General features: G+C 48.5%; 13 protein-coding genes and 1 CRISPR repeat array. Of the genes, 3 read left to right on the top strand and 10 right to left on the bottom strand.

Features of this window, described 5'->3' with window-relative positions; all coding sequences use genetic code 11:
• Positions 1-9: 9 nt before the first annotated feature.
• The 8 genes from NG792_RS16960 to NG792_RS16925 all read right to left on the bottom strand — a co-directional run bounded on the left by NG792_RS16960 (position 10) and on the right by NG792_RS16925 (position 11406).
• Positions 10-528 carry a porin family protein gene (locus NG792_RS16960; protein WP_261236164.1) on the bottom strand — a complete coding sequence of 173 codons (519 nt, stop codon included), beginning with the start codon at positions 526-528 and terminating at the stop codon, positions 10-12.
• Between the two features lie 249 nt (positions 529-777).
• Positions 778-2961 carry a pentapeptide repeat-containing protein gene (locus NG792_RS16955; protein WP_261199095.1) on the bottom strand — a complete coding sequence of 728 codons (2184 nt, stop codon included), beginning with the start codon at positions 2959-2961 and terminating at the stop codon, positions 778-780.
• A gap of 9 nt (positions 2962-2970) precedes the next feature.
• Positions 2971-3294, bottom strand: coding sequence for a hypothetical protein (locus tag NG792_RS16950; RefSeq protein WP_261199094.1), 324 nt, complete (start codon positions 3292-3294; stop codon positions 2971-2973).
• Positions 3295-3928: 634 nt separating this feature from the next.
• Complete coding sequence (locus NG792_RS16945; RefSeq protein ID WP_261236163.1) at positions 3929-5848, bottom strand: GTPase family protein; 1920 nt, start codon at positions 5846-5848, stop codon at positions 3929-3931.
• Between the two features lie 508 nt (positions 5849-6356).
• Positions 6357-7433 (bottom strand): fatty acid desaturase, encoded by a 1077-nt coding sequence (locus tag NG792_RS16940; RefSeq protein ID WP_261236162.1) that lies wholly within the window; start codon positions 7431-7433, stop codon positions 6357-6359.
• Between the two features lie 394 nt (positions 7434-7827).
• Positions 7828-7989 (bottom strand): hypothetical protein, encoded by a 162-nt coding sequence (locus tag NG792_RS16935; protein ID WP_261236187.1) that lies wholly within the window; start codon positions 7987-7989, stop codon positions 7828-7830.
• A 65-nt stretch (positions 7990-8054) separates the two neighbouring features.
• Entirely contained in the window at positions 8055-10991 is a 2937-nt protein-coding gene (locus tag NG792_RS16930; protein WP_261236161.1) for a Calx-beta domain-containing protein, read from the bottom strand.
• A gap of 271 nt (positions 10992-11262) precedes the next feature.
• Entirely contained in the window at positions 11263-11406 is a 144-nt protein-coding gene (locus tag NG792_RS16925; protein WP_261199090.1) for a hypothetical protein, read from the bottom strand.
• A 259-nt stretch (positions 11407-11665) separates the two neighbouring features.
• On the opposite strand from NG792_RS16925, the gene leuS reads away from it, so the two are divergent.
• Entirely contained in the window at positions 11666-14227 is a 2562-nt protein-coding gene (gene leuS / locus NG792_RS16920; protein ID WP_261236160.1) for a leucine--tRNA ligase, read from the top strand.
• Positions 14228-14368: 141 nt separating this feature from the next.
• On the opposite strand, the gene NG792_RS16915 is transcribed toward leuS, so the two are convergent.
• Complete coding sequence (locus tag NG792_RS16915; protein WP_261236159.1) at positions 14369-15349, bottom strand: RpnC/YadD family protein; 981 nt, start codon at positions 15347-15349, stop codon at positions 14369-14371.
• Between the two features lie 349 nt (positions 15350-15698).
• Between NG792_RS16915 and crn3 (NG792_RS16910) the strand changes: the two genes are divergently transcribed.
• Entirely contained in the window at positions 15699-16025 is a 327-nt protein-coding gene (crn3, locus tag NG792_RS16910) for a CRISPR-associated ring nuclease Crn3/Csx3 (RefSeq protein WP_261236158.1), read from the top strand.
• Positions 16022-16912: a CRISPR-associated ring nuclease Crn3/Csx3 gene (crn3, locus tag NG792_RS16905; RefSeq protein ID WP_261236157.1), complete on the top strand. Its 891-nt coding sequence runs from the start codon at positions 16022-16024 to the stop codon at positions 16910-16912. Before crn3 (NG792_RS16910) ends, crn3 (NG792_RS16905) begins: the two co-directional genes overlap by 4 nt.
• Before the next feature lie 213 nt (positions 16913-17125).
• Positions 17126-19600: direct repeats of the CRISPR family, unit length 35 nt; unit sequence GTTTCCAACAAGTCCGATTTTAACTAATCGGTAAG.
• A gap of 347 nt (positions 19601-19947) precedes the next feature.
• On the opposite strand, the gene cas2 is transcribed toward crn3 (NG792_RS16905), so the two are convergent.
• The gene (gene cas2, locus NG792_RS16900) at positions 19948-20223 is read right to left on the bottom strand and encodes a CRISPR-associated endonuclease Cas2 (RefSeq protein WP_261199085.1); all 276 of its coding nucleotides are present in this window, start codon (positions 20221-20223) and stop codon (positions 19948-19950) included.
• Positions 20224-20500 lie beyond the last annotated feature (277 nt).

Raw genomic sequence — 20500 nt, 5'->3', positions numbered from 1 at the left:
CTGCCCGTCTTAAAATCGTAAACCGACGCCGCCTTGGACAGAGACGGCAGGTTTGCTTTCATCCTCATAAGCATCTAGGGCAATCACCGCATTCCCAAAGACGATGAATCGGGTATTGGGAACGGCGAAATCTACCCCGGGTTGAATCGCAAAGCTAACTTTTTGGCCCACGGGGGTATCCCCAGTGGTGAGGGCCGCACCTGCACCCAAGTAAATATCAGTTTGCCAGGTGAGGGGATAGTCGTAGGAAATGGTCGGGACCACGGCGGTTCCATCTCCGCTAAAAAAGGCCTGAGCCCGTAAGGAAATTGGCACGGGGAGTAGTTTATAGCGTGCTGCTAGTAAAAAAGAGTTTTGCCGATCGCCGTCGAGTTCGCTGATTCCAGCCGAGCCACCAATCCCAATATAACTCCCATAAGCTGCTTGAGCCGATGCCGGTTGACTCGACAAGGCTAAACTGCTGGCGATCGCCCCTGTCCCTAACAACAGAGCACCCAAAGTTGAGGCAATTTTTTTCAGACGTTCCATTTCCCTACTCCTCTATCCCACTAAAAACAAATACTTCCAATGTTCCGTCGATTCTAGCTTAAGTTGAATCGATGAACCATTAGAAGTCTGTTTCCCTATCCCTTCGGGAATGGCAAAACCCAGAGGAGTCAAGGGTGTGACTCAAAGGTTAACTCCGGTTAACTGGGTTCAAAAATTGGGGTTGAAAACCCCAAACCCGGTTTCTGGTGGATTGCCTGCGGGACCAAGGCCCTGGGGAGAAACAACCCCTTAAGGTTGGGAACAAAGGGGATAAATCCCCCCTTGGGCGCAGATATAAACAATTTGTTTATCATCTAAATTTCGGGCTTTGCTAAAATCAACCCCCCGCAAAAATCCGGATGGGGTGGGGTCGGAGGATTGCATCAGGCGATCGCCCGTTTGGGTTTTGGGTTTGAAAAACACGGCCCCTTGGAAATCCGCCCCTTCCACATTCGCCCCTTGAAAATTCACCGAGGTGAGATCGGTTTGGTGGAAGTTGGCATTTTGTAATTGAGCAAAACTCAAATTCCCACCTGCTAGTTTCGTCCCACTCAAGTTGGCATTTTGGAGATTAGACTCGGTGAAATTCGCCCGACTCAAATCTGCCCCCTGCCAGTCCGATCGCGTTAAGTCCGCCTTTGCTAGGGTCGCGCCGGTTGCCACCACCCGGGGGAACCGCGCACCGATGGCGAGAATGCCGGTTAAGTTCGCGGAGGCTAAATGAGCACCCACCAGGGTAGCATTCGTGAGGTCCGCTTGCAGCAAATCTGCCCCGATCGCCTGGGTGCTGCTGAGGTTGGCCCCGGTGAGTTGAGCCTTGGAGAGGTTGGCCCGATCCAGTTTGGCACGACTGAGATTGCTATAGGCTAGGATAACATGACTCAGAAATGCCCCGGTAAAGTCCGCATCCGTGAGGATGCTGGCAGTCAAGTCGGCTTTTTGGTCATCCACAGTTCCGAAACGGCGATCGGGTCCAGGACTGGAAAATTGACTGCTTTTAAAACTGGCATGGCTTAAAATAGCGCCCCGAAATCGAATTCCGGATAAGTCAGTTTTTTCTAACACCAAGGTGAAGGGCGCTGCTTCTGTGGTAATCTGCCCCAAATGAGTGCGGCTGAGATCGAGAGAGTCGAACTCGGTGCTATAAAGTTGGAGGAGTTTGGCGATCGCCCGTTGGGTGGCTTGGAGTCGCAGTTGCACCACTTCAATCTGCTCCTCATTGGTGCTATAACGCAGGGAATCCAGGTCTGTGCGGGTGGCTTGATTTAATCTTTGCAAATAGGGGAGCGATCGCCCTCCACTGCTGACTAAAGCTTGTTGCAACACATCCAGTTGAGCCGCCTCCGTTTCCAGGGCCAGCATATCCGCTAAAATTTGGTACTGGGCCTCGGGATTCTCGAAACTGGCCAATCCGAGAATCGCACCTTGACGCTCATCCGGTGCAAATTGGCGGACCCAAGTGAGAAACTTTTCCTGATCTCGCGCTGCCTGAGTCCGGGCATTTTCTTGAGATTGGATATAAAGTTGAGTCGTGAGGAAGGTTCCCAAAATTGCAGCTAGACCCACGGCCAATGCCAAGGCTTTTTTCGCGCTCTTGTGAAGGTGAATCCCATTCCACCACTGATCTACCCCGGGTTTTGATTCGGGCATCCGTTCAATGGGCCCGCCTGTCTCTAATTGAATTCCCACCTGTTTTGAGTTGCTGCTGTTCATGTTTCTACTAAGTCCCGAAACGCTGTGTCGGCTACTGCGGACCCACGTTCCGGCGAGGCGATCGTGGAGGGTGCGGGACTTGGGATCAAAGTAACTCCAGAGTCCATCAAAGACTACCATTAAGGCCGTCGTCAGTCCCAAAATTACTAAGTCCGGTACAGCGCCTGTGATGAGCCAGATTACATAGGCGCTGGTGAGGGTGACTCCCCAACGGCCTACAGCCTCTCGCAACAGGGCACGCCCAAAACCGGGCGCTTTTCCCGAATCCGTCACCACCTGGAGGCGCAACCAGCGCTTGGGTAAAGTCTGACCCGTGAGTCCGAGTAGATATAATTGCCAAATACTGACGCTCAAGGCGGCGATCGGGCCAATTGTCCAGAGGAAATTGACAAGGGGAGGGACCAGACGGGTGCAGCGACGTCTTTGGAGAGGGGGACAAGTTGGGGGCAGTGCCAGAGTCCGGGCGATCGCACGTTCCAGGGTCACCAGAACCGGATTCAGAGGGACAGGTTGCACATTCAGATACCGCGTGGCGTGCCATCCCACAGACAGGGGAACTAGGGCGCTAACGGCAATCAGCGCCAGTTCTACTGTACTTGCTGCCAACCGCCGTGGAAATAGGGTCACGGGGTTGACTTTCCCCGGACTCGGGGGTTTGCTTCCGGTTGTGGATTTGACCTTGGGTGCAGTTCGCTTCAGACCTTTAGATTTCCCAGTCACTCTTATCTCTTATGGATTTGGATTGGAGGATTTAGACGCTAAAAATAATTTATATCCGACAAATCCTAACACCCCAACTGCGGCCAAGGTAAAGGCTAACCGAACCAAATTTAAGACTGTACTCACGGCGGATAAGGCAAAGACTGCTCCCACCGCGATCGCCACTACTTTCCCTCTATCAGGCAGTCCTTGATACCACAGGGTTAACTGTTGGTAGACCGATTTCAAGGAGGGGGTGTCCGGGGTCGAGGTGGGTAAGGGTTGCGGTTGATGGATTTGCGCCTCTAAATCTTGTAGTTTGCGCTCTAATTTTTGCCGTTCTTGAGGATTCATGAGTTTTTGATGATTCGAGGAGGATTGTATTGGACTCCAGTCCCCCAGGGCACTGGGGAAGCTGCTCCTGTGATTGTAGCGAACCTCGGTCTGATCATGGGGTTTCAACGGGATGACTCTGAAAAATCGGAGACAATTGAGGGGTTTTGCCAACCCTCATGAAGAAGAAATTTAGGATGAATTTTTACAAAAATAGGTACATTTAACCCCTATAAATCCGCACTTTGGCTGATTTTTTTCTCAGGGCTTAACAGTAGGATCTAAAGAGATTGAGAAATGTGCATGGCGAACCCCCAACGATTTGGGGGTTTTTTATTGAGGTCAATTCGCCTAATTATTCGCTCCACCATCAGGGGTAAGGGTTGGTTTTGTATCGCCGATCGCGATCTGGGGCAAATATGGAGGTGTCAGCTATTCTCTGGATTCGGAATCACCAATTTCTGCCCCCCTGGGGTGAGGCTTCAGTGTGTAAAAAGCAAAAACCCCAGTTATTTAATTTCACTGGGGCAGTTCCTTTCTCTATAATTGACTCTCTTGTTCTCTATTATCACCCAGAGTAGTCCTCCCGGACATCCGCCAAATGACTGAGTATTAGTCGGCTAAAAGGCGCAAGGGCCAAAACCCCCACCCTTCTTCAGGATGTTGGTTGTGGCTCCAAATAGGACTCAAAGCGCGATCGCAGTTGTTGTAAGGTTAATTTCTGGGTCCAATATTCAACTAAGGCATGACCGAAGGCCCAGGCATTGCGATCGCTCGTTCCCCGATTATCCCGCAGCAAGGGCCACAGGGAGAGCAAATCAAACTGAAAGGGTTTGGCGTCGGTATTCAACAAATTAAATAAGTCATAGGCCATTTGCAGTTTACCAATCACCACGGGTAACTGTTCTACCGGGATTTGTTCCGCTAAGGCGTAGGCGAGGGTCGGGGACCCGGTGGAGAGGGTGGAAATGAACTGGAGCACGGGAGTCTTGAGTAAAGAGGTCACGCCTTGGGTGGTTGTCATCTGGAAGGTATAGCGATCGATAATTCTAGCCGAAGTCACGATCCGGGATTCGCGATCGCGCAAAAATCGGGCGAGGCGCTGTTGTTTCGCCGGGTCGATCGCCTCAATCAGCGCTACCGCCAGGGTATCGGCATTCCAAGCAGTTCGCCCTTGTTGTGAGTCTTGGGTCACAATGGGTAAAATGCGATCGCAATATTCCCCCAATTGTTCAGTGCGATACTGCGTTGCTTCTCGAATGGATTTTTCTTTGGGTTTATCCCCCCAAACCCAATCATAAGGAGGATTCCACTCCCGAATCGGACGCAAGCGATCGACTTGCGTCACCACGGCGATCGCCGGTAAATCTGACACTTCTGCCTTGATTTCTTTGAGAAAATCCACATCCATTTGCAGGGCCGGATCCATAGCGGGGGTCACTAACAATAACAAATCGGCGGTTTTGCCATAGTCGAGCACCATCTCTCGCAAATCGGCGCGTTTTGCTTGTTCATATCCCGGGGTATCCCATAAAATCAAGGTTTCCCCGCCCTCACTCTGCCAGTGATAGTTGGAAATTAGGTCCGTACTCGGCAACAAATCAACTTCGGCGCGATCGCTGTCAAACAAGGTATTAATCAGACTACTTTTTCCCGCCCCTGTGCGCCCCACTAACAAAATATTAATGGGCTTTTGTGCGATTTTTTCCACAGGTTCTGCTTGGGAGATAATCTCTCGCAGAGTTTGGGTTTTGGCCTTCGGTAAAGCGGGAGTAGCTATGGGTGAAGCACTCTCGGGTAAAGTCCGATTTCCATACAAAGTAGCCGCTTGCCGACTCAAATTCCGTAATGCTGCTTCGCGCAACAGTTGTCCCAAATTTACTAACAATTCTTGAGTTGCCCGATTGCTAGAACCCTGGGAGGCGACTCGGGCAGCCGCTACAGCCGGATTCACAAACCATTGTACCCAGTTCCAAACTTGGAACAGTTTCCGCGCCGACGGTTCCAATTTTCGATACATTTCATAAGCTTGAAAGGCTTGTCCTACGGTGACTTGATTCAAGGCGGGTGAAAGTTGTTGCATCCAGCGGTCCATATCATCGACGGTCCCGCGAATCAGTCCATAAGCTTGGGGAATGTAAATATTAAGTAGGGGATATTTGACTTCTGGATTATAAATTAAGGCAATGGCGGTTACGACTTCCTGACATCGGTTTCCAAAGGTTTGTAAATCCTCCCAAATCGGCGCATCAGTCCGAGAGGTTTCTAATATCTTCTGTAAGGCAATTTCGGCTTTTTGAGTGGCTTCATCAGCGGTGGGTCCGGTGTTTTGTTGTTTAGACTCTTCGATGTCCTGATTCACCTGGGCGATCGCCGCTTCCATTTCCGCCATCATCGGTTGAGTCCACCGCACTAATATCCACCGCCACCCGACTAAAACTAGGGTAAATATGGCCCAAATCCAGTTTAGATTCCATTCATGTATTTGGGTTCCGGCTGCCACTAGCAAAAAGGTAACAATCGCGGCGATCGGCAGGGCTAAAACTACCCATTGCCAAGTTTTTAATCTAACCATTGATCTATGCCTCCTGAAATAAATTGGGTTTTCTAAATTGATAGGGAGTAAACAGCGCCTACATTTTTCTGGGGTGAAATAATAGATGCATCCGGTCCTCCTCCCAATTTTAGACTAAACCCAATAAAAACCCACAGGCTGAAGCCCGGAGGCTACACGAACGTAGACGCGCTAGCGGCTTCGGTGAAGGGTAGCCTGCCTAAGCGCTATCGCGCAGGCTGCGCCAAACGCAGGCTAAAGAATAAGATAGGACTTTCACAACCGGATTGGGTATAACAATACTCTTATAGCCCGCGCAGGCGGGCTTTGTCCGTATAGCCTCCGGGCTTCAGCCTGCGGGTTTTTACAATTGCGGGTTTTTACAATTGCGGGTTTTTACAATTGCGGGTTTTTACAATTGCGGGTTTTTACAATTGCGGGTTTTTACAATCCCAGGCAAAAAAATAGCCCGCACAGGCGGGCCATTTGCCAACGGTCCCAACCCGGAAGGGATCGGGACTATTTCTAGTTATTTCGATTTCGGCTTCCAAGGGGATTCATAGTACACCTTGGACCCGCTATTTGGCACAAAATGACAGGACAAATAAGAGCGAATAAAGCTCTTTAAAATGGGTTCGTTGGAGGAGCGATAATAATCACCTAACAAGGGTTTAATCGCCTCGGTTGCTGTCTTTAAGTGATAGTGGGGCATATTTAAGAAAATATGATGCGCCACATGAGTGCCAATATTATGATGGATGGGATTTATAAATCCATAGTCGCGATCGATGGTCGAAAGCGCACCTTTGAGAAAATACCAATCCTCTCCTCGATACCACGGAATATCATCTTCCGTATGATGCAAGAAGGTCACTAAGTCCAACCACATCACAAAAATGATATAAGGTACGAGGTAATATTTAACCAAAAAGACCCACCCAAATTGATAGGTGAGCACCCCGAGGAATGCCACCATCATCACCCACAGGACCGAACTGGTCACAATATCCCATTTTTCCGAGGGACGGAACAGGGGACTGCTGGGGAGAAAATGGGAACCGGCGCGATCGGGCGATCGCTTGAACAGATAAAGCGGATAGGCTAATAAGGGTAAATAAAAGCGGAATAGCTTTTCATACCAAGGCATCCGATTGTATTTTTCCTCAGATACCGGATACCAGCTTTCGTCTGTGTCTAAATTTCCCGTGTTTCCATGATGGGTCCGATGACTGATCCGCCAACCGTGGTAAGGAACTAAAATGGGAATATGAGACAAATGTCCGATGAGGTTATTCAACCATTTGAGCTTAGAAAAAGAGCCATGACCACAGTCATGACCCACGACAAATAATGCCCAAAACATTGTCCCTTGCATCACCCAGAAAATGGGAAAAAAGAACCAGGAGTCCAGATTGTATGCGATCGCATACAGTCCCGCAATAATCCCAATATCCAGAAAAAAGTAACTCAAAGACTTGGGTATCGAGGGTTCAAAACACTCGGCAGGAATTGCCGCCTTCACATCCTGAAGAGTAAAGGGTAACTCTTGGGTTTGTGTCTGTGAAACTGTACCAGTCGTCTGATCAAGAACTGTGTTTGCTTGCACGAAATTTCCGCTTTTACCTGATTTTCAAACCTGCCTTTCACCTTTCACCCGTCCCTTTCCGCCTAAAAAGGCTTTAAAGTCTTCTCCCCAAAGAGACCCGCGTTATTCAGTCTCTTCATTCCCCCGATGCGGTCCTCCTCATGATTGAACGAATTGAACCCCACGGGTCTGAAAACGCTGAGAACTCCCTGACGCTTTATAAAAAACTTCCGGGAGACGGAAGATGAAAAACGCAGCCGATAAACGGAATTTATTTTAACCCGTTTTGAGCTGAATTGTTAAGAAACGTTTCAAAATTACGGATTATCCTGCCTAAAACTCATAACCCCTGCCTATTTCTGCCTCGGGATGCCCGATCTCCTCCCTCAAAAAGTTGCGTGTTAGCAATAGGCGATTAGAGGAGTCCCAATCGGTCCCACTCTGCTTCCGTCACTGGGGGAATATTGCGCTCTACCCGTTTAAAGTCCCAGGTTGGCGGTAAAATTGCAGCGCCGGTGATTAATCCCGATCGCAAGTTTACCCTCAATTTTTCCACTCCATTCCATCTACAGGACACGATTCAATTCGTTCTCTTTCTATTCGTAGTAACGACTTCTGTCGTTACTACAAACATAAGAAACATTATCCTAGAAGGATATCATCGAGGATGAGTTTGTTGGGAACGCTGCCGAAACTGACGGAACGGGCGACTCCCGCGAAGGGGAGGGTTACTTGCTCAAATTCTTCATAAACATGGGGTAAGGAACCTGCTGCGGTGGTGGATAAGGGGATGGATGCCAAAATGTTGCCGGATGCGCCTAATCCGTCATAGAGGGTGACGCTGTGACGGGCGAAAGGGGAGGCATAGAAGAAGGAGAGTTGATTGTCAAATCCACCTTCTACATTCATGACGATCGCCGAGTTTTCTCCGTAAGTGAGGGCAGTTGTGCCGCTGGGGGGAGGGGCAAAATTTCCGCCGAATTCACCGGGTAATCCCAAGGCATCTAAGGCATCGGTACTCATGATTCCCAAGGCGTTGGGGGAAAAAGATATCCCGCGATCGCCATAAAATCCGCTCACGGGGTCTAAATTTCCCACGCCTTCAAAGTTGAGTAAGGCAGGCAGATCGCTGCGGGGAATGATGAGGGTGGCATTACTTTGGATACCAATTTCTACCCCGGGGGTAGGATTGATTAAGGCCAGATTGAGGGTCTCACTCACTTCGACGATCGCATCGTTGGCGATGGGAAGGGTGATGGTTTGGGCGGTTTCTCCGGGAGCAAAGTTGACCGGAATCGGCGTATTATTGTAATCAAAGGGTGCAGTGGCCGTCCCATTCCCTAAAACTAAGGTTGCACCAGCAGGGAGATGGAGTCCGCCAGCGCGGGTGACGGTGACGGCGACAATTCCGGTCCCATCTTCTTCGAGGATGAAGGTCGGTGCACTAAATTCTAGGCGGATATCATTGTCTAATATTGCTAAAGTGGCAGTATTTTGCGCACCAATTCGTGCCCCTAGACTGGGGTTGGTGAGGGTTAATTGCAGGGTTTCGTTGGGCTCGCTGTCCGTGTCATTGACAATGGGAACGGCAACGGTTTGAACGCTTTCTCCCGGGGCGAAATTGACGAGAATTGGGGTATTATTGTGATCCAAGGGAGCGGTGGCCGTGCCATCGGTGAGGGCGATCGCTGCGGAAAAAGCGGTCTCCAGGCGGCCTTCTCGGGTGACGGTTACCGGGGCGATCGCTGTGCCATCTTCAGTGGTAACAAAGTTCCCTGCACTAAACTGCAACAGCACATCATTATCGATAGTGGTGAATACTGCCGTACTGGGTTGCCCTAGGGTTGCCTCACTGGTGGGATTAAGTAAGGCCAAATTGATAGTTTCATTCGGTTCTATGGTGTCATCATCCACCAGGGGAATGGCCAGGGTTTGGAGGGTTTCTCCCGGTGCAAAGTCTACCGCAATGGGGGTGGGGTCGTAATCCAAGGGTGTCGTAGCGGTGCCATCACTTAATCCAATGGTGACACCTGTGGGGATGCCTGTAAACCCAATGCGCTGCACTTGGATGGGTTGGATGGGGGTACGGTCCTCAACTGCGTTAAAATCTGGACGAGTAAACTGCAAGGCAGCATCATTATCGACGATGGTAAATGTGGCGGTATTGGTTGTGCCTAGGGTTGCGCCTCCGGTGGGATTAACTAAAGTGAGGGCTACGGTTTCATCGGGTTCTATGGTTCTATCATTAGTGATAGGAATTGAAACGGTTTGAGTGGTTTCTCCCGGGGCAAATGTGAGAAGGAGCGGGGTACTATTGAAATCCTCCGGTGCAGTTGTCGTCCCCTGTGTGAGGGCCAGGGTGACGCTCACTGGACGATTGAGGGAACCTGTGCGGGTCACGGTGACTGGAACAATGGGGGTACTATCTTCCAACCCCTGAAAGTCGGTTTGACTGAACTGTAAGCTAACCGGATTGATGGTATTATCGACGATAGTAAATGTGGCGGTATTGCTTGGGCCTAGGGTTGCGCCTCCGGTGGGGGTAGTGAGGGTCAAACTGAGGGTTTCAACGCCTGTGGCAATCAGTTCATTGACGAGGGGAATTGTGACGGTTTGTGCGGTGACTCCTGGGGCAAAGTTTACCGGAAGTTGCAGGGTATTGAGATTTTCAGGAGGGTTAGGGATGTTGGGGGCGAGGGTGATGGTTGCACCGACTGTACCCTCTACTATGCCACTGCGGAGGACGGTGATGGTGGCGATCGCCTCACCTTGGTCATTGAGGGTAAAGGTTTGCTCACCCAAAGAAAGTGCTATATCGTCATCCAGAATGGTGAGGGTGGATTGCGATCGCCCTCCCACTCCCAAATTCTCCGTGGGAGTGACTAAGCTAAGGGTGAGGGTTTCCGCCGGTTCTACAATCTGATCATCAATCAGAGGAAGGGTCACCACTGCTTGAGATTGTCCGGGGGTAAAGGTGACCACCCTTGGACCTCCGAGGTAATCGGCGGAGGCGATCGCCGTCCCATCCGTCGGCAAAATCGTCACACTGGCCGCCTCACTTAGGTTGCCGGTGCGAACTAACCTCACTTCTACACTGGGAACCCCCTCCGCCACTGTAAAATTAGTGGCACTCAACTCGACAATACTCGCCCGGGGGTCTAGGGTTTCATTTAAAAAATCCGTGGCATCCAAATTAATTGACCCGAATACTTCCCCAATTACCTGGCGATCGCCATTCTGGATCACCAATTGAGTCCCGATCGCCACCGAATTCGGATTCCGATTGTCCGCTGGATCAAAAATCGGTTCCAGGCGAATTTGAGCAAATCTTAAGGTCCGGGAAACCGCCAGTCTATCCACCCCTTTTTGAAAATCCACAATCGTATCTCTGCCGGATCCTAGAACAAAAATATCCGCCCCGGGACCGCCAATTAAAGTATCCTCTCCTAGACCTCCAAAGAGGATATCCTCTCCGCCATTGCCCAAGATAGAATCATTGCCATCGGCGCCAATAATGGTATCGTCGCTGTCGGGAGCAATTAAACTATTCCCTTGATTATCCCCAAAAATGAACGTCATCCGTTAATCCTCCTGTTAACCCGTTGTGCTTTACCCCAATGCACCCCAATGCATCTGATCGCGAAGCGGGGCCTTGGCACGATCTGGCATTTAAAATCAATAGAAATTGCCCTGCAAAGTGACTAATTCCCATCCTCCTAAATTTTTTCGGACCCTCCCCACGGGACAGCCGAAAAAATGAATTTTTGATTTGCTCAAATGGGTGAAGAGTTTATCGCCACACCCATCGGGTTTTCCCCCATTTGAAGACCCCTTTAAATCATTCGGCAGTTCAGGTCAGCAATTTGCTGTGGATCCAGTTGCCTGCCGATGCCACATCGAGACCCAACTGTAAGCGTTTTCGATATAGCATCTGACGTAATTTCAGCTTCCAGATGCTCCCTGACGGTAAAATTCCTGGTAAAAATAGTAGCATATTGCCGGGGGGTCCGGCATGATAAGCGTTACCTCAAATGGGGGTAGCGCGTCAGGTTAGCAACCTGGTTTTTTGAAAAAATTTGAGCCAGTTGGCAACAGATTAGGGCCAGAAACCCGGTTGCTTGTGCCTGGGTTCTCATTCCGCCTCGGACGCCCTGGGGACGCCACAGGCAGCTACAGGGGGTCTCCAAATTTCCTCAAGAGTATGTCAAAATATCGATGCAAACGCGATCGAGCAATTGAGTAGGAGATTTGTCGTGGAATCCCGTTATAATCCCGCATCCCTTGAGGAAAAGTGGCAACAAACTTGGACAGAACGCCAGTTATATCAAACCCCAAAAACCCGCGATCGGCCTAAATTTTATGCCCTGTCCATGTTTCCCTATCCTTCGGGAAACCTGCACATGGGTCATGTCCGAGTCTACACCATCACGGACGTGATAGGCCGTCTCAAGCGGATGCAAGGGTATCGTGTCCTGAATCCGATGGGATGGGATGCCTTTGGACTCCCGGCAGAAAATGCCGCCATTGAACGCGGGATTCATCCGGCGAAATGGACTTATCAAAATATCGCCCAGATGAAACAACAACTCGAACGTCTGGGAATTGCCTTCGATTGGACTAGAGAAGTCGCCACCTGTTCCCCAGACTATTACAAATGGACTCAGTGGATATTTTTGCAGTTTTTTAATGCTGGACTTGCCTATCAAAAAGAAGCAGCAGTTAACTGGGACCCCATCGACCAAACCGTACTCGCTAATGAACAAGTGGATAATGAGGGTCGGTCCTGGCGATCGGGGGCAAAAGTTGAGCGGAAATTGCTCAAACAATGGTTCTTCAAAATTACCGATTATGCTGAACAATTACTTAATGATTTAGACCAATTAAGCGGCTGGCCGGAACGGGTTAAACTAATGCAAGCTAACTGGATTGGTAAATCCGTTGGCGCTTATTTAGAATTCCCCATTGTAGACAGTTCCGAAAAAGTTGCCGTCTTTACCACTCGTCCCGATACAGTCTATGGGGTAACTTATGTAGTCTTAGCCCCGGAACATCCCTTAACCCGAAAAGTCACAACCCCCGACCGATTAGCAGCCGTTGAAGCCTTCATCCAAGAAGTTAGCAATCAAAGCGAATTAGAACGCACTGCCGACGATAAACCGAAACGGGGAATTCCGACCGGAGGAATGGCAATTAATCCTTTTACTGGGGAACAAATTCCGATATGGATTGCCGATTATGTCCTCTATGAATATGGCACTGGCGCAGTTATGGGAGTTCCCGCCCATGATGTTCGCGATTTCAAATTTGCCCGGGAACAGAATTTACCCATTAAACAGGTAATTGTTCCCGCCGCTACTGCAGATGAAAAAGCCGAGTTAACAGAGGCATATACAGAACCCGGAATTGTCATTAATTCCGACATTTTCAATGGCATGGAATCGACTACGGCTAAAGGTGAAATTATTGCCCATGCCGAGAAGCAAAACTGGGGCAAAGCGCGAGTCCAATATCGCCTCAGAGATTGGTTAATTTCCCGGCAACGATATTGGGGTGCACCCATTCCCGTGATTCACTGTCCGAGTTGCGGGGCCGTCCCAGTTCCAGATGAAGATTTGCCCGTGCAATTACCAGAAGATGTGGCCTTTTCCGGACGGGGATTATCTCCCTTATCCCAGTTAGAAAGTTGGGTGAATGTGCCTTGTCCCAGTTGTGGAGAACCGGCGAAACGGGAAACCGATACGATGGATACCTTTATCGATTCATCGTGGTATTTCTTGCGCTATCCCGATGCTCAAAATGCGGACAAAGCCTTTGATACCCAGCAGGTCAATGATTGGTTGCCGGTGGATCAATATGTTGGGGGAATTGAACACGCGATTTTGCATTTACTCTATTCTCGCTTCTTTACCAAGGTATTGAGAGACCGAGGTTTATTGAACTTTGATGAACCATTCCAACGCCTGCTGACTCAGGGGATGGTCCAGGGTTTAACCTACAAAAATCCGCAAACCGGGAAATACATTCCCTCGGCCCAAGTTAATGCCAGTGACCCGAAAGACCCGGAAACCGGAGAAACCTTACAAGTCTTCTATGAGAAGATGTCTAAATCCAAATATAACGGCGTTGACCCGTTAGAAGTGTTGGCAAAATATGGGGCCGATACGGCGCGGATGTTTATTTTATTTAAAGCGCCACCGGAGAAAGATTTAGAATGGGAAGACGCCGACGTTGAGGGACAATTCCGCTTTTTAAATCGCGTCTGGCGGTTGGTAACGGAATATGCGGGAACGACTCCGGCCAAAGAGGTGAAAGGGGATTTAAGTAAAGCTGAAAAAGAATTGCGACGGGCGATTCATACGGCGATTAAAGAAATTACCGAGGATTTAGAAGGGGAGTATCAGTTTAATACGGCAGTTTCGGAGTTGATGAAACTCAGTAATGCTTTGAATGATGCAGACTGCAAAAATTCGGCAATTTATACTGAAGGCATCAAAACGCTGTTAATTTTGTTGGCCCCTTTTGCACCGCATATTGCCGAGGAATTGTGGCAGGAAATTGGCAATAAAACCTTGGTTCATGAGCAATCTTGGCCGACGGTGGATTTGGATGCTTTGGTGGTGGATGAAATCACCTTAGTAATTCAAATTAGTGGCAAGACCCGGGGGACGCTTCAGGTTCCCTCCCAAGCAACTCGGGAGGAGTTGGAACAGTATGCGCGGGAGTCGGAAGTTGCGCAGAAGTATATTGCAGGACAGGAGGTTAAAAAGGCGATCGTGGTTCCGGGTAAGTTGGTGAATTTTGTGCTGGGGAAATAGAAAGTTCGTAGTGACTCCTTCAGGAGACCTGAAAAGATAAACCCTGAAGGGGTTACTACAAACTTTCGTAAAATGTTTGTAGTGACTCCTTCAGGAGTGCTCATTCAATTTACCACCTTGACAGGGCTAGGTTAGTTAACTTTAGCTATCTGTTTGGGGATTCAGAAGTTGCTCAAATTCAGCTATGGAACCCACGGAAATGGTTTGACGATGTAGCTGTTTTAGAGTTGGAATCTCCTCCAAACGATTTATCGCTTCTACTACGGACTGAGGGACTTCCCCAAACCGGACTTGCAAAAGCTCTAGGATATTTTCCCGCTGATTTCGCAAGGTTCCCTGTTCGAGTCCCTGTTCCATTGCTTCTTCTCGGATGAGTTCTTCCATGGGACTGATGAATGGCATTTGTCTTTCCTCCCGATATTCAATGAGTTGGGTTCTTAATTGTTGTTCGAGTTGTTTGGGTAAGCTCATCATGCGATCGATGAACCGGAAGAGATTCTCGACTTCTTCTCGACTATATCCTCGGTCAAACAAGGAACGGATTAGGGTCCATTTCCACTGTTTTCGTTCTTCCATTTTGCGGTTGGTGGCCTGGGTTTTTAAATGGGCCATGACCATCAGCGCAAAGGGATTCTGTTCTGATTCTAACTCTTCCCACTGAGTTTGGTAGTCTAGGAGTTTGGCTGTGGGAAATTTCAGTTTTAGCTCATATCCATCCAGGGTATAAGCATATTCGGTGGGTCGCCAAGTGGCTGTATCATCCCCTAAGATGGCGAGACTGACGACGGGTTTGTCATACTGGTCAAAGGCGCGGTAGTTATAGCGATAGATGCGTTTGGGAAAGTCGCTAACGGATTGACTTTGGACTTCGACGTGAATTAGTATCCATAGGGGATTGCCGGTGATAAGTTGAACTTCAAAGAGTTTGTCGGGAAATTGGGTGCCGGTGTCGGAGTCGCGGCCTAGTTCTAGGAGTTCTTTGTCTAGGGATTGATAGGGTTGACTCCAGTCGATTTTGCTATGAATTTCGGGGAAGAAGAAGCTGAGGAATTGCTCAAAATAAAGGGTGAGGGCTTCTTTCCAGGGGGCATCATAGTCGGCTTTTACCGATTCATATTCCATGAGAGATGATTAATTTTTACGAGTTTTATTATACAACAAATCGGGGTTTTATTAGGGGGTTAATTAAGGATTTTTATAAAAAATATACCGCTTGCTTTCATTCCGGATTGATCCCCCCAACCCCCCTTAGAAAGGGGGGCTTAAGACAATTTTCCTCGTTCCCTGGCTCTGCCTGGGAATGCCAAATTGGAGGCTCTGCCTCCTGGGACTCCTCCTCCAGTGGCGTCAGGGAGTGTCGCACATCTTTGGCTATGGCGCAGGGTTGGTATTTGGCTGGATGTGTCGATAACACCGGGTACACTAGAGGTGCTATATCATATCTCCAGTGATTCTATAGAGGTGCAATACCATGAAACCCATTGCCTTGACTGTTATTCCCCATCACACCCGGGATGGGATGGGGTATCAACATATCCGCATTGAGATTATCAGCGAGGATGGGATTGTGGAGCCCGATGACCTGAAATCCCTGGAACTGCCGCCTCTGGATGGGTCTCAAGGGGTGGTGTTTGAGGGGAAATCTCCAATTTGGGTCTATGCCTATCTGACCCATGAGGCCCATGCGACTGCCTGGGTGGGTTGTTATGACCCGCGTTTGAACGGGGCGGTGGTGGTGGCAACTCACACTCGCGGGGTGGGGGTAGGTTCGGTGCTGCCGTTGGAGTTACCGGCATGAGTGGGATAGTACAGTTGACCGTGAACCCGTTGCAGGCGCGTGATGGGGAGTTGTATCAATGTTTGGAAATTGCCACTTCGGGGAAGATTGAACCGGAATTGCTGGGTTCTCTCACTTTGCCCCGGGAACTGGATTTTTCCAAAGGTATCATTTTGTGGGGGGCGGCCCCGATTTGGTTGACGAGTCATCTGGTGCAACGGTGTGACTCAGCGCCTTGGGTGGGATGCTACGATTTGCAGTTGGGTTCGGTAGTGGTGGTGGCGAGTCGGATTCCGGAGTTGGCGGCAGCGGAGTCGTTTCGCTTGGTCCCGAGTCGCCCTCCTGGACCGGCTTTGTTTATCGGGGGGCCGCCCAATAGTGGGAAGAGTGTGCTGTCTTACGCTTTGGTTCGGGGGTTGCGAGGGGCCAACCCAAACCGGCGCATCCACCTGCATCGGGCGCAGTGGGATGGGGAGGGGAATTGGGCCATTGAAGCGAAGGATCGCGCTTTGGTGGATAGTTTGCGCCAACAGCATAAAGCAGGCTGGTCTGAGCGCTTTTTCCAGCATCATGCGGAGGCAGTGGGTCATATTCGCGAGGCGATGGATTTGGTGCTGGTGGATTTTGGCGGGAAACCCAAACCTCGGGATGTGATGGTGCTCCATCGCTGTACTCACTATTTGATTATTACCAGCGACCCGGAGGCCCTGGCCCAATGGCACGATTTCTGTCAAGTGCAGGGGAAGTTGACTCCGGTGGCGGTGATTCATAGTGTGTTGGAGGACCGGGTGGAGGTCCTGCAAACGGAACCGTTTTTAGAAATCATTGCAGGGCCTTGGATGCGAGGGGAATCTGCCCGGATACCGGATGCGTTGTTATCTGCGGTGATGAGGTTGCTTGCGATGTGAGGAATGGGTGATTTTTGGGGTTAGGGAAGACAAGGGGGTTTCTTTCATCCACTGAGGCGATCGGGCAACAGTTCTCGTAGAAACCCGGTTTCTGATGTCCTTGCCAGGAGTTAGAAACCGGGTTTTTTTCATGAATTGAGGTGACGGGGCAAAAGTTATCGCAGAAACCGGGTTTCTTGGTCTTTTGCCCTGGGCATCGTAAGTTTTTAGAAAGTTTCCAACGATTCCGATTTTAACTAATTGGTAAGGACCGAGCTCTATGCCATAAGTTGATGATGTCAACAATGGCGTTTCCAACAAGTCCGATTTTAACTAATCGGTAAGACCGGCGAAGAATACACTTTCGTTGAAAGTGTCACTCAAGTTTCCAACAAGTCCGATTTTAACTAATCGGTAAGAAGCAGTAAGTACTAACTCTGACCTACCTATCAGACCTCAACTGTTTCCAACAAGTCCGATTTTAACTAATCGGTAAGACTTCGCAACCTTGGTACCTTTCGCCGCTGCTCAAAAGTTTCCAACAAGTCCGATTTTAACTAATCGGTAAGTTCCCTCCATTATTACGATGGTCGGCGAGCACTTAACACATGAGGGTTTCCAACAAGTCCGATTTTAACTAATCGGTAAGCCGATGAAAAAATCCTAGGTTGGGTGAAAGAATACGAAGTTTCCAACAAGTCCGATTTTAACTAATCGGTAAGCGGGTTTAAGAATATAAAATAGCCCTTCTCTCTTCACAGGTTTCCAACAAGTCCGATTTTAACTAATCGGTAAGTCACTAACGATGTCATTACTGGCAAGAAAGTGACGACTAATGAGTTTCCAACAAGTCCGATTTTAACTAATCGGTAAGTTCACACGGCAGACGGACAATCTTTCAGACTATTTGTTAAGGTTTCCAACAAGTCCGATTTTAACTAATCGGTAAGCATCTCAGGTGCAGCCAACAACGTGAAGAAAGGCAAGTCCTTGTTTCCAACAAGTCCGATTTTAACTAATCGGTAAGGATGACTGATTGTTAACCTTCTCTGAGGAAATCAAATGAAATCCAGTTTCCAACAAGTCCGATTTTAACTAATCGGTAAGAGTTTCTATACCTTGAAAGTGGAACCTATGACTCAGGGAGTTTCCAACAAGTCCGATTTTAACTAATCGGTAAGGAGCATATTGAACTAAATGGAAAAGACTTTCAGTACGCCTTAGAAGGTTTCCAACAAGTCCGATTTTAACTAATCGGTAAGGCTATCTGGTCTTAAGTCTACATATCGTTAGGTCCATATATCGTGTTTCCAACAAGTCCGATTTTAACTAATCGGTAAGAGGATGCACAATTCTCCCTGAAAGCTCCTTATGGAGAACGAAAGGGTTTCCAACAAGTCCGATTTTAACTAATCGGTAAGTTCCGCTCTTTTCGGTTTCGCTTCTCCCAGTTTTTCGCAAGAAATGTTTCCAACAAGTCCGATTTTAACTAATCGGTAAGTGTTGCCGCACAATGCGGCGGAGATTGGTGGCAATTTGGTTACCAGGAGTTTCCAACAAGTCCGATTTTAACTAATCGGTAAGATTTATCTGAATGATGAATTCTTAGGATCGGTCCACCCAGGTTTCCAACAAGTCCGATTTTAACTAATCGGTAAGAAAAAAAGACGGAGAAGTCATCGACGGAGCCGTCCGTGTAAAGTTTCCAACAAGTCCGATTTTAACTAATCGGTAAGCCCTGGTTCCCGCCGCAGCCGCCGCCAAAAATCCTAAGTTGGTTTCCAACAAGTCCGATTTTAACTAATCGGTAAGTACACGCTTAACTTGTCAACCGAGTTCGAGCCTTCCATGAATGTTTCCAACAAGTCCGATTTTAACTAATCGGTAAGACTCATTATCTCTGAGGAAAATCAATGTCTAACTACAAAGGTTTCCAACAAGTCCGATTTTAACTAATCGGTAAGGATTACAATGCGGATGGTGTTTCCGATATGTCGTTGATAATTGTTTCCAACAAGTCCGATTTTAACTAATCGGTAAGCATCAGGAATACAACAGTTACTACCAATCCTATCAAGTTTCCAACAAGTCCGATTTTAACTAATCGGTAAGGAGTACTCAACTGCATGGTGTATGTCTGCTGTTAAGTAGTTGTTTCCAACAAGTCCGATTTTAACTAATCGGTAAGCTGACATTTGTAGTTATTGGAGAAAGAGATGGAAGTTCTAATTGGTTTCCAACAAGTCCGATTTTAACTAATCGGTAAGGTGGATTCGTTCTGGCAACCGCCGCCGCTGTTACCGCCCAGTTTCCAACAAGTCCGATTTTAACTAATCGGTAAGGACTGTGAAGAACTTTTATTGAAAGCCCGAGGCGTTGAGTTTCCAACAAGTCCGATTTTAACTAATCGGTAAGGTCTCAAACCTATCTTTCGAGATGGGGAACGGGCATGATAGTTTCCAACAAGTCCGATTTTAACTAATCGGTAAGTCTTGGATGCTTGACTTTAGTTTTAATGGTTATAATTGTTTCCAACAAGTCCGATTTTAACTAATCGGTAAGTAGCGAGGAAACAAATCCAATGTCCATAACTCAAAAGTTTCCAACAAGTCCGATTTTAACTAATCGGTAAGTTTTAGGCACTCAAATTTCGCTCGAAAACTTTGCCATTAAAGTTTCCAACAAGTCCGATTTTAACTAATCGGTAAGTCCTCTGCCAGGAAGCCTGACGGAGAGAGGGTTTCAAGGACCAAATCCGCAGAGGGGGTCTTAACCTGTCAACAAGTTGGAACTTATTGCGAATAAGCCCCAGATTCATGACCCGGACCCCTGATTCTGCCCTCGATCCGCAGAGGTCAACGACAAAATGCGGGTTTCGAGGTTTGGCTGACCTCTGCGGATTTATAAAACTTTACAAATCCGCTGTTTATTTTGGAAAGGTGTTCTTCCCTACTGGAAGCATAGCATTGCCAGTGGAAGGGTGCAACAAAAAACCCCCAGGAGGTTAACCTGGGGGTAATGGGGGCCGAGTCACTCGACAGGGAAGGGGGAAGGGCCTAGATAATGTAGAAACTCGGGGGCGGTTGGGGGAATTCACTGCCGATGGTTAGGGTTTTGGAAAAGGCGTTTTCGCTGATCCAATACAGGCGGATATTATCCTCTGTGGGTTTAACCAATCGCTGCAATTTTTGGTGTAGTTTTTGCATTTCTTCTAAGCTGAGAAAGCATTCAAATACAGATTTTTGGACCCGTCGTCCGTAGCCTTCTAAACAGGTGGAGAGTTTGAGACGCCGACGATCATCGGGGATATCGTAAACTACTAAGACTAGCATTGGTTATTCGTTATTGGTCATTGGTTATTTGATGTGTTGCCGGGATCCGGATTGATCCCCCCAACCCGCCTTATTAAGGGGGGCTTTGGAGAATAAGGGGGGTTTGAGAGCATTTTGTAAAATCTCTCAATGATTGATTTGGGTATTGGTTATTAGAGCGGTTGCAACAATCTGGGTTGATCCCCCCAACCCCCCTTAAGAAGGGGGGCTTTGGAGAATAAGGGGGGTTTGAGAGCATTTTGTAAAATCTCTCAATGATTGATTTGGGTATTGGTTA

The sequence above is a fragment of the Laspinema olomoucense D3b genome, from assembly GCF_025370785.1.
In the GTDB taxonomy this organism is placed as follows: Bacteria; Cyanobacteriota; Cyanobacteriia; order Cyanobacteriales; family Laspinemataceae; genus Laspinema; species Laspinema olomoucense.
This window is presented reverse-complemented; position numbering and strand designations above follow the sequence as displayed.

Coding starts and splice junctions, on each gene's coding strand:
- NG792_RS16960 (WP_261236164.1), bottom strand. CDS start 528: ATGGAACGTCTGAAAAAAATTGCCTCAACTTTGGGTGCTCTGTTGTTA.
- NG792_RS16950 (WP_261199094.1), bottom strand. CDS start 3,294: ATGAATCCTCAAGAACGGCAAAAATTAGAGCGCAAACTACAAGATTTA.
- NG792_RS16945 (WP_261236163.1), bottom strand. CDS start 5,848: ATGGTTAGATTAAAAACTTGGCAATGGGTAGTTTTAGCCCTGCCGATC.
- NG792_RS16930 (WP_261236161.1), bottom strand. CDS start 10,991: ATGACGTTCATTTTTGGGGATAATCAAGGGAATAGTTTAATTGCTCCC.
- NG792_RS16925 (WP_261199090.1), bottom strand. CDS start 11,406: ATGCTACTATTTTTACCAGGAATTTTACCGTCAGGGAGCATCTGGAAG.
- NG792_RS16915 (WP_261236159.1), bottom strand. CDS start 15,349: ATGGAATATGAATCGGTAAAAGCCGACTATGATGCCCCCTGGAAAGAA.
- crn3 (WP_261236158.1), top strand. CDS start 15,699: ATGAAACCCATTGCCTTGACTGTTATTCCCCATCACACCCGGGATGGG.
- crn3 (WP_261236157.1), top strand. CDS start 16,022: ATGAGTGGGATAGTACAGTTGACCGTGAACCCGTTGCAGGCGCGTGAT.
- cas2 (WP_261199085.1), bottom strand. CDS start 20,223: ATGCTAGTCTTAGTAGTTTACGATATCCCCGATGATCGTCGGCGTCTC.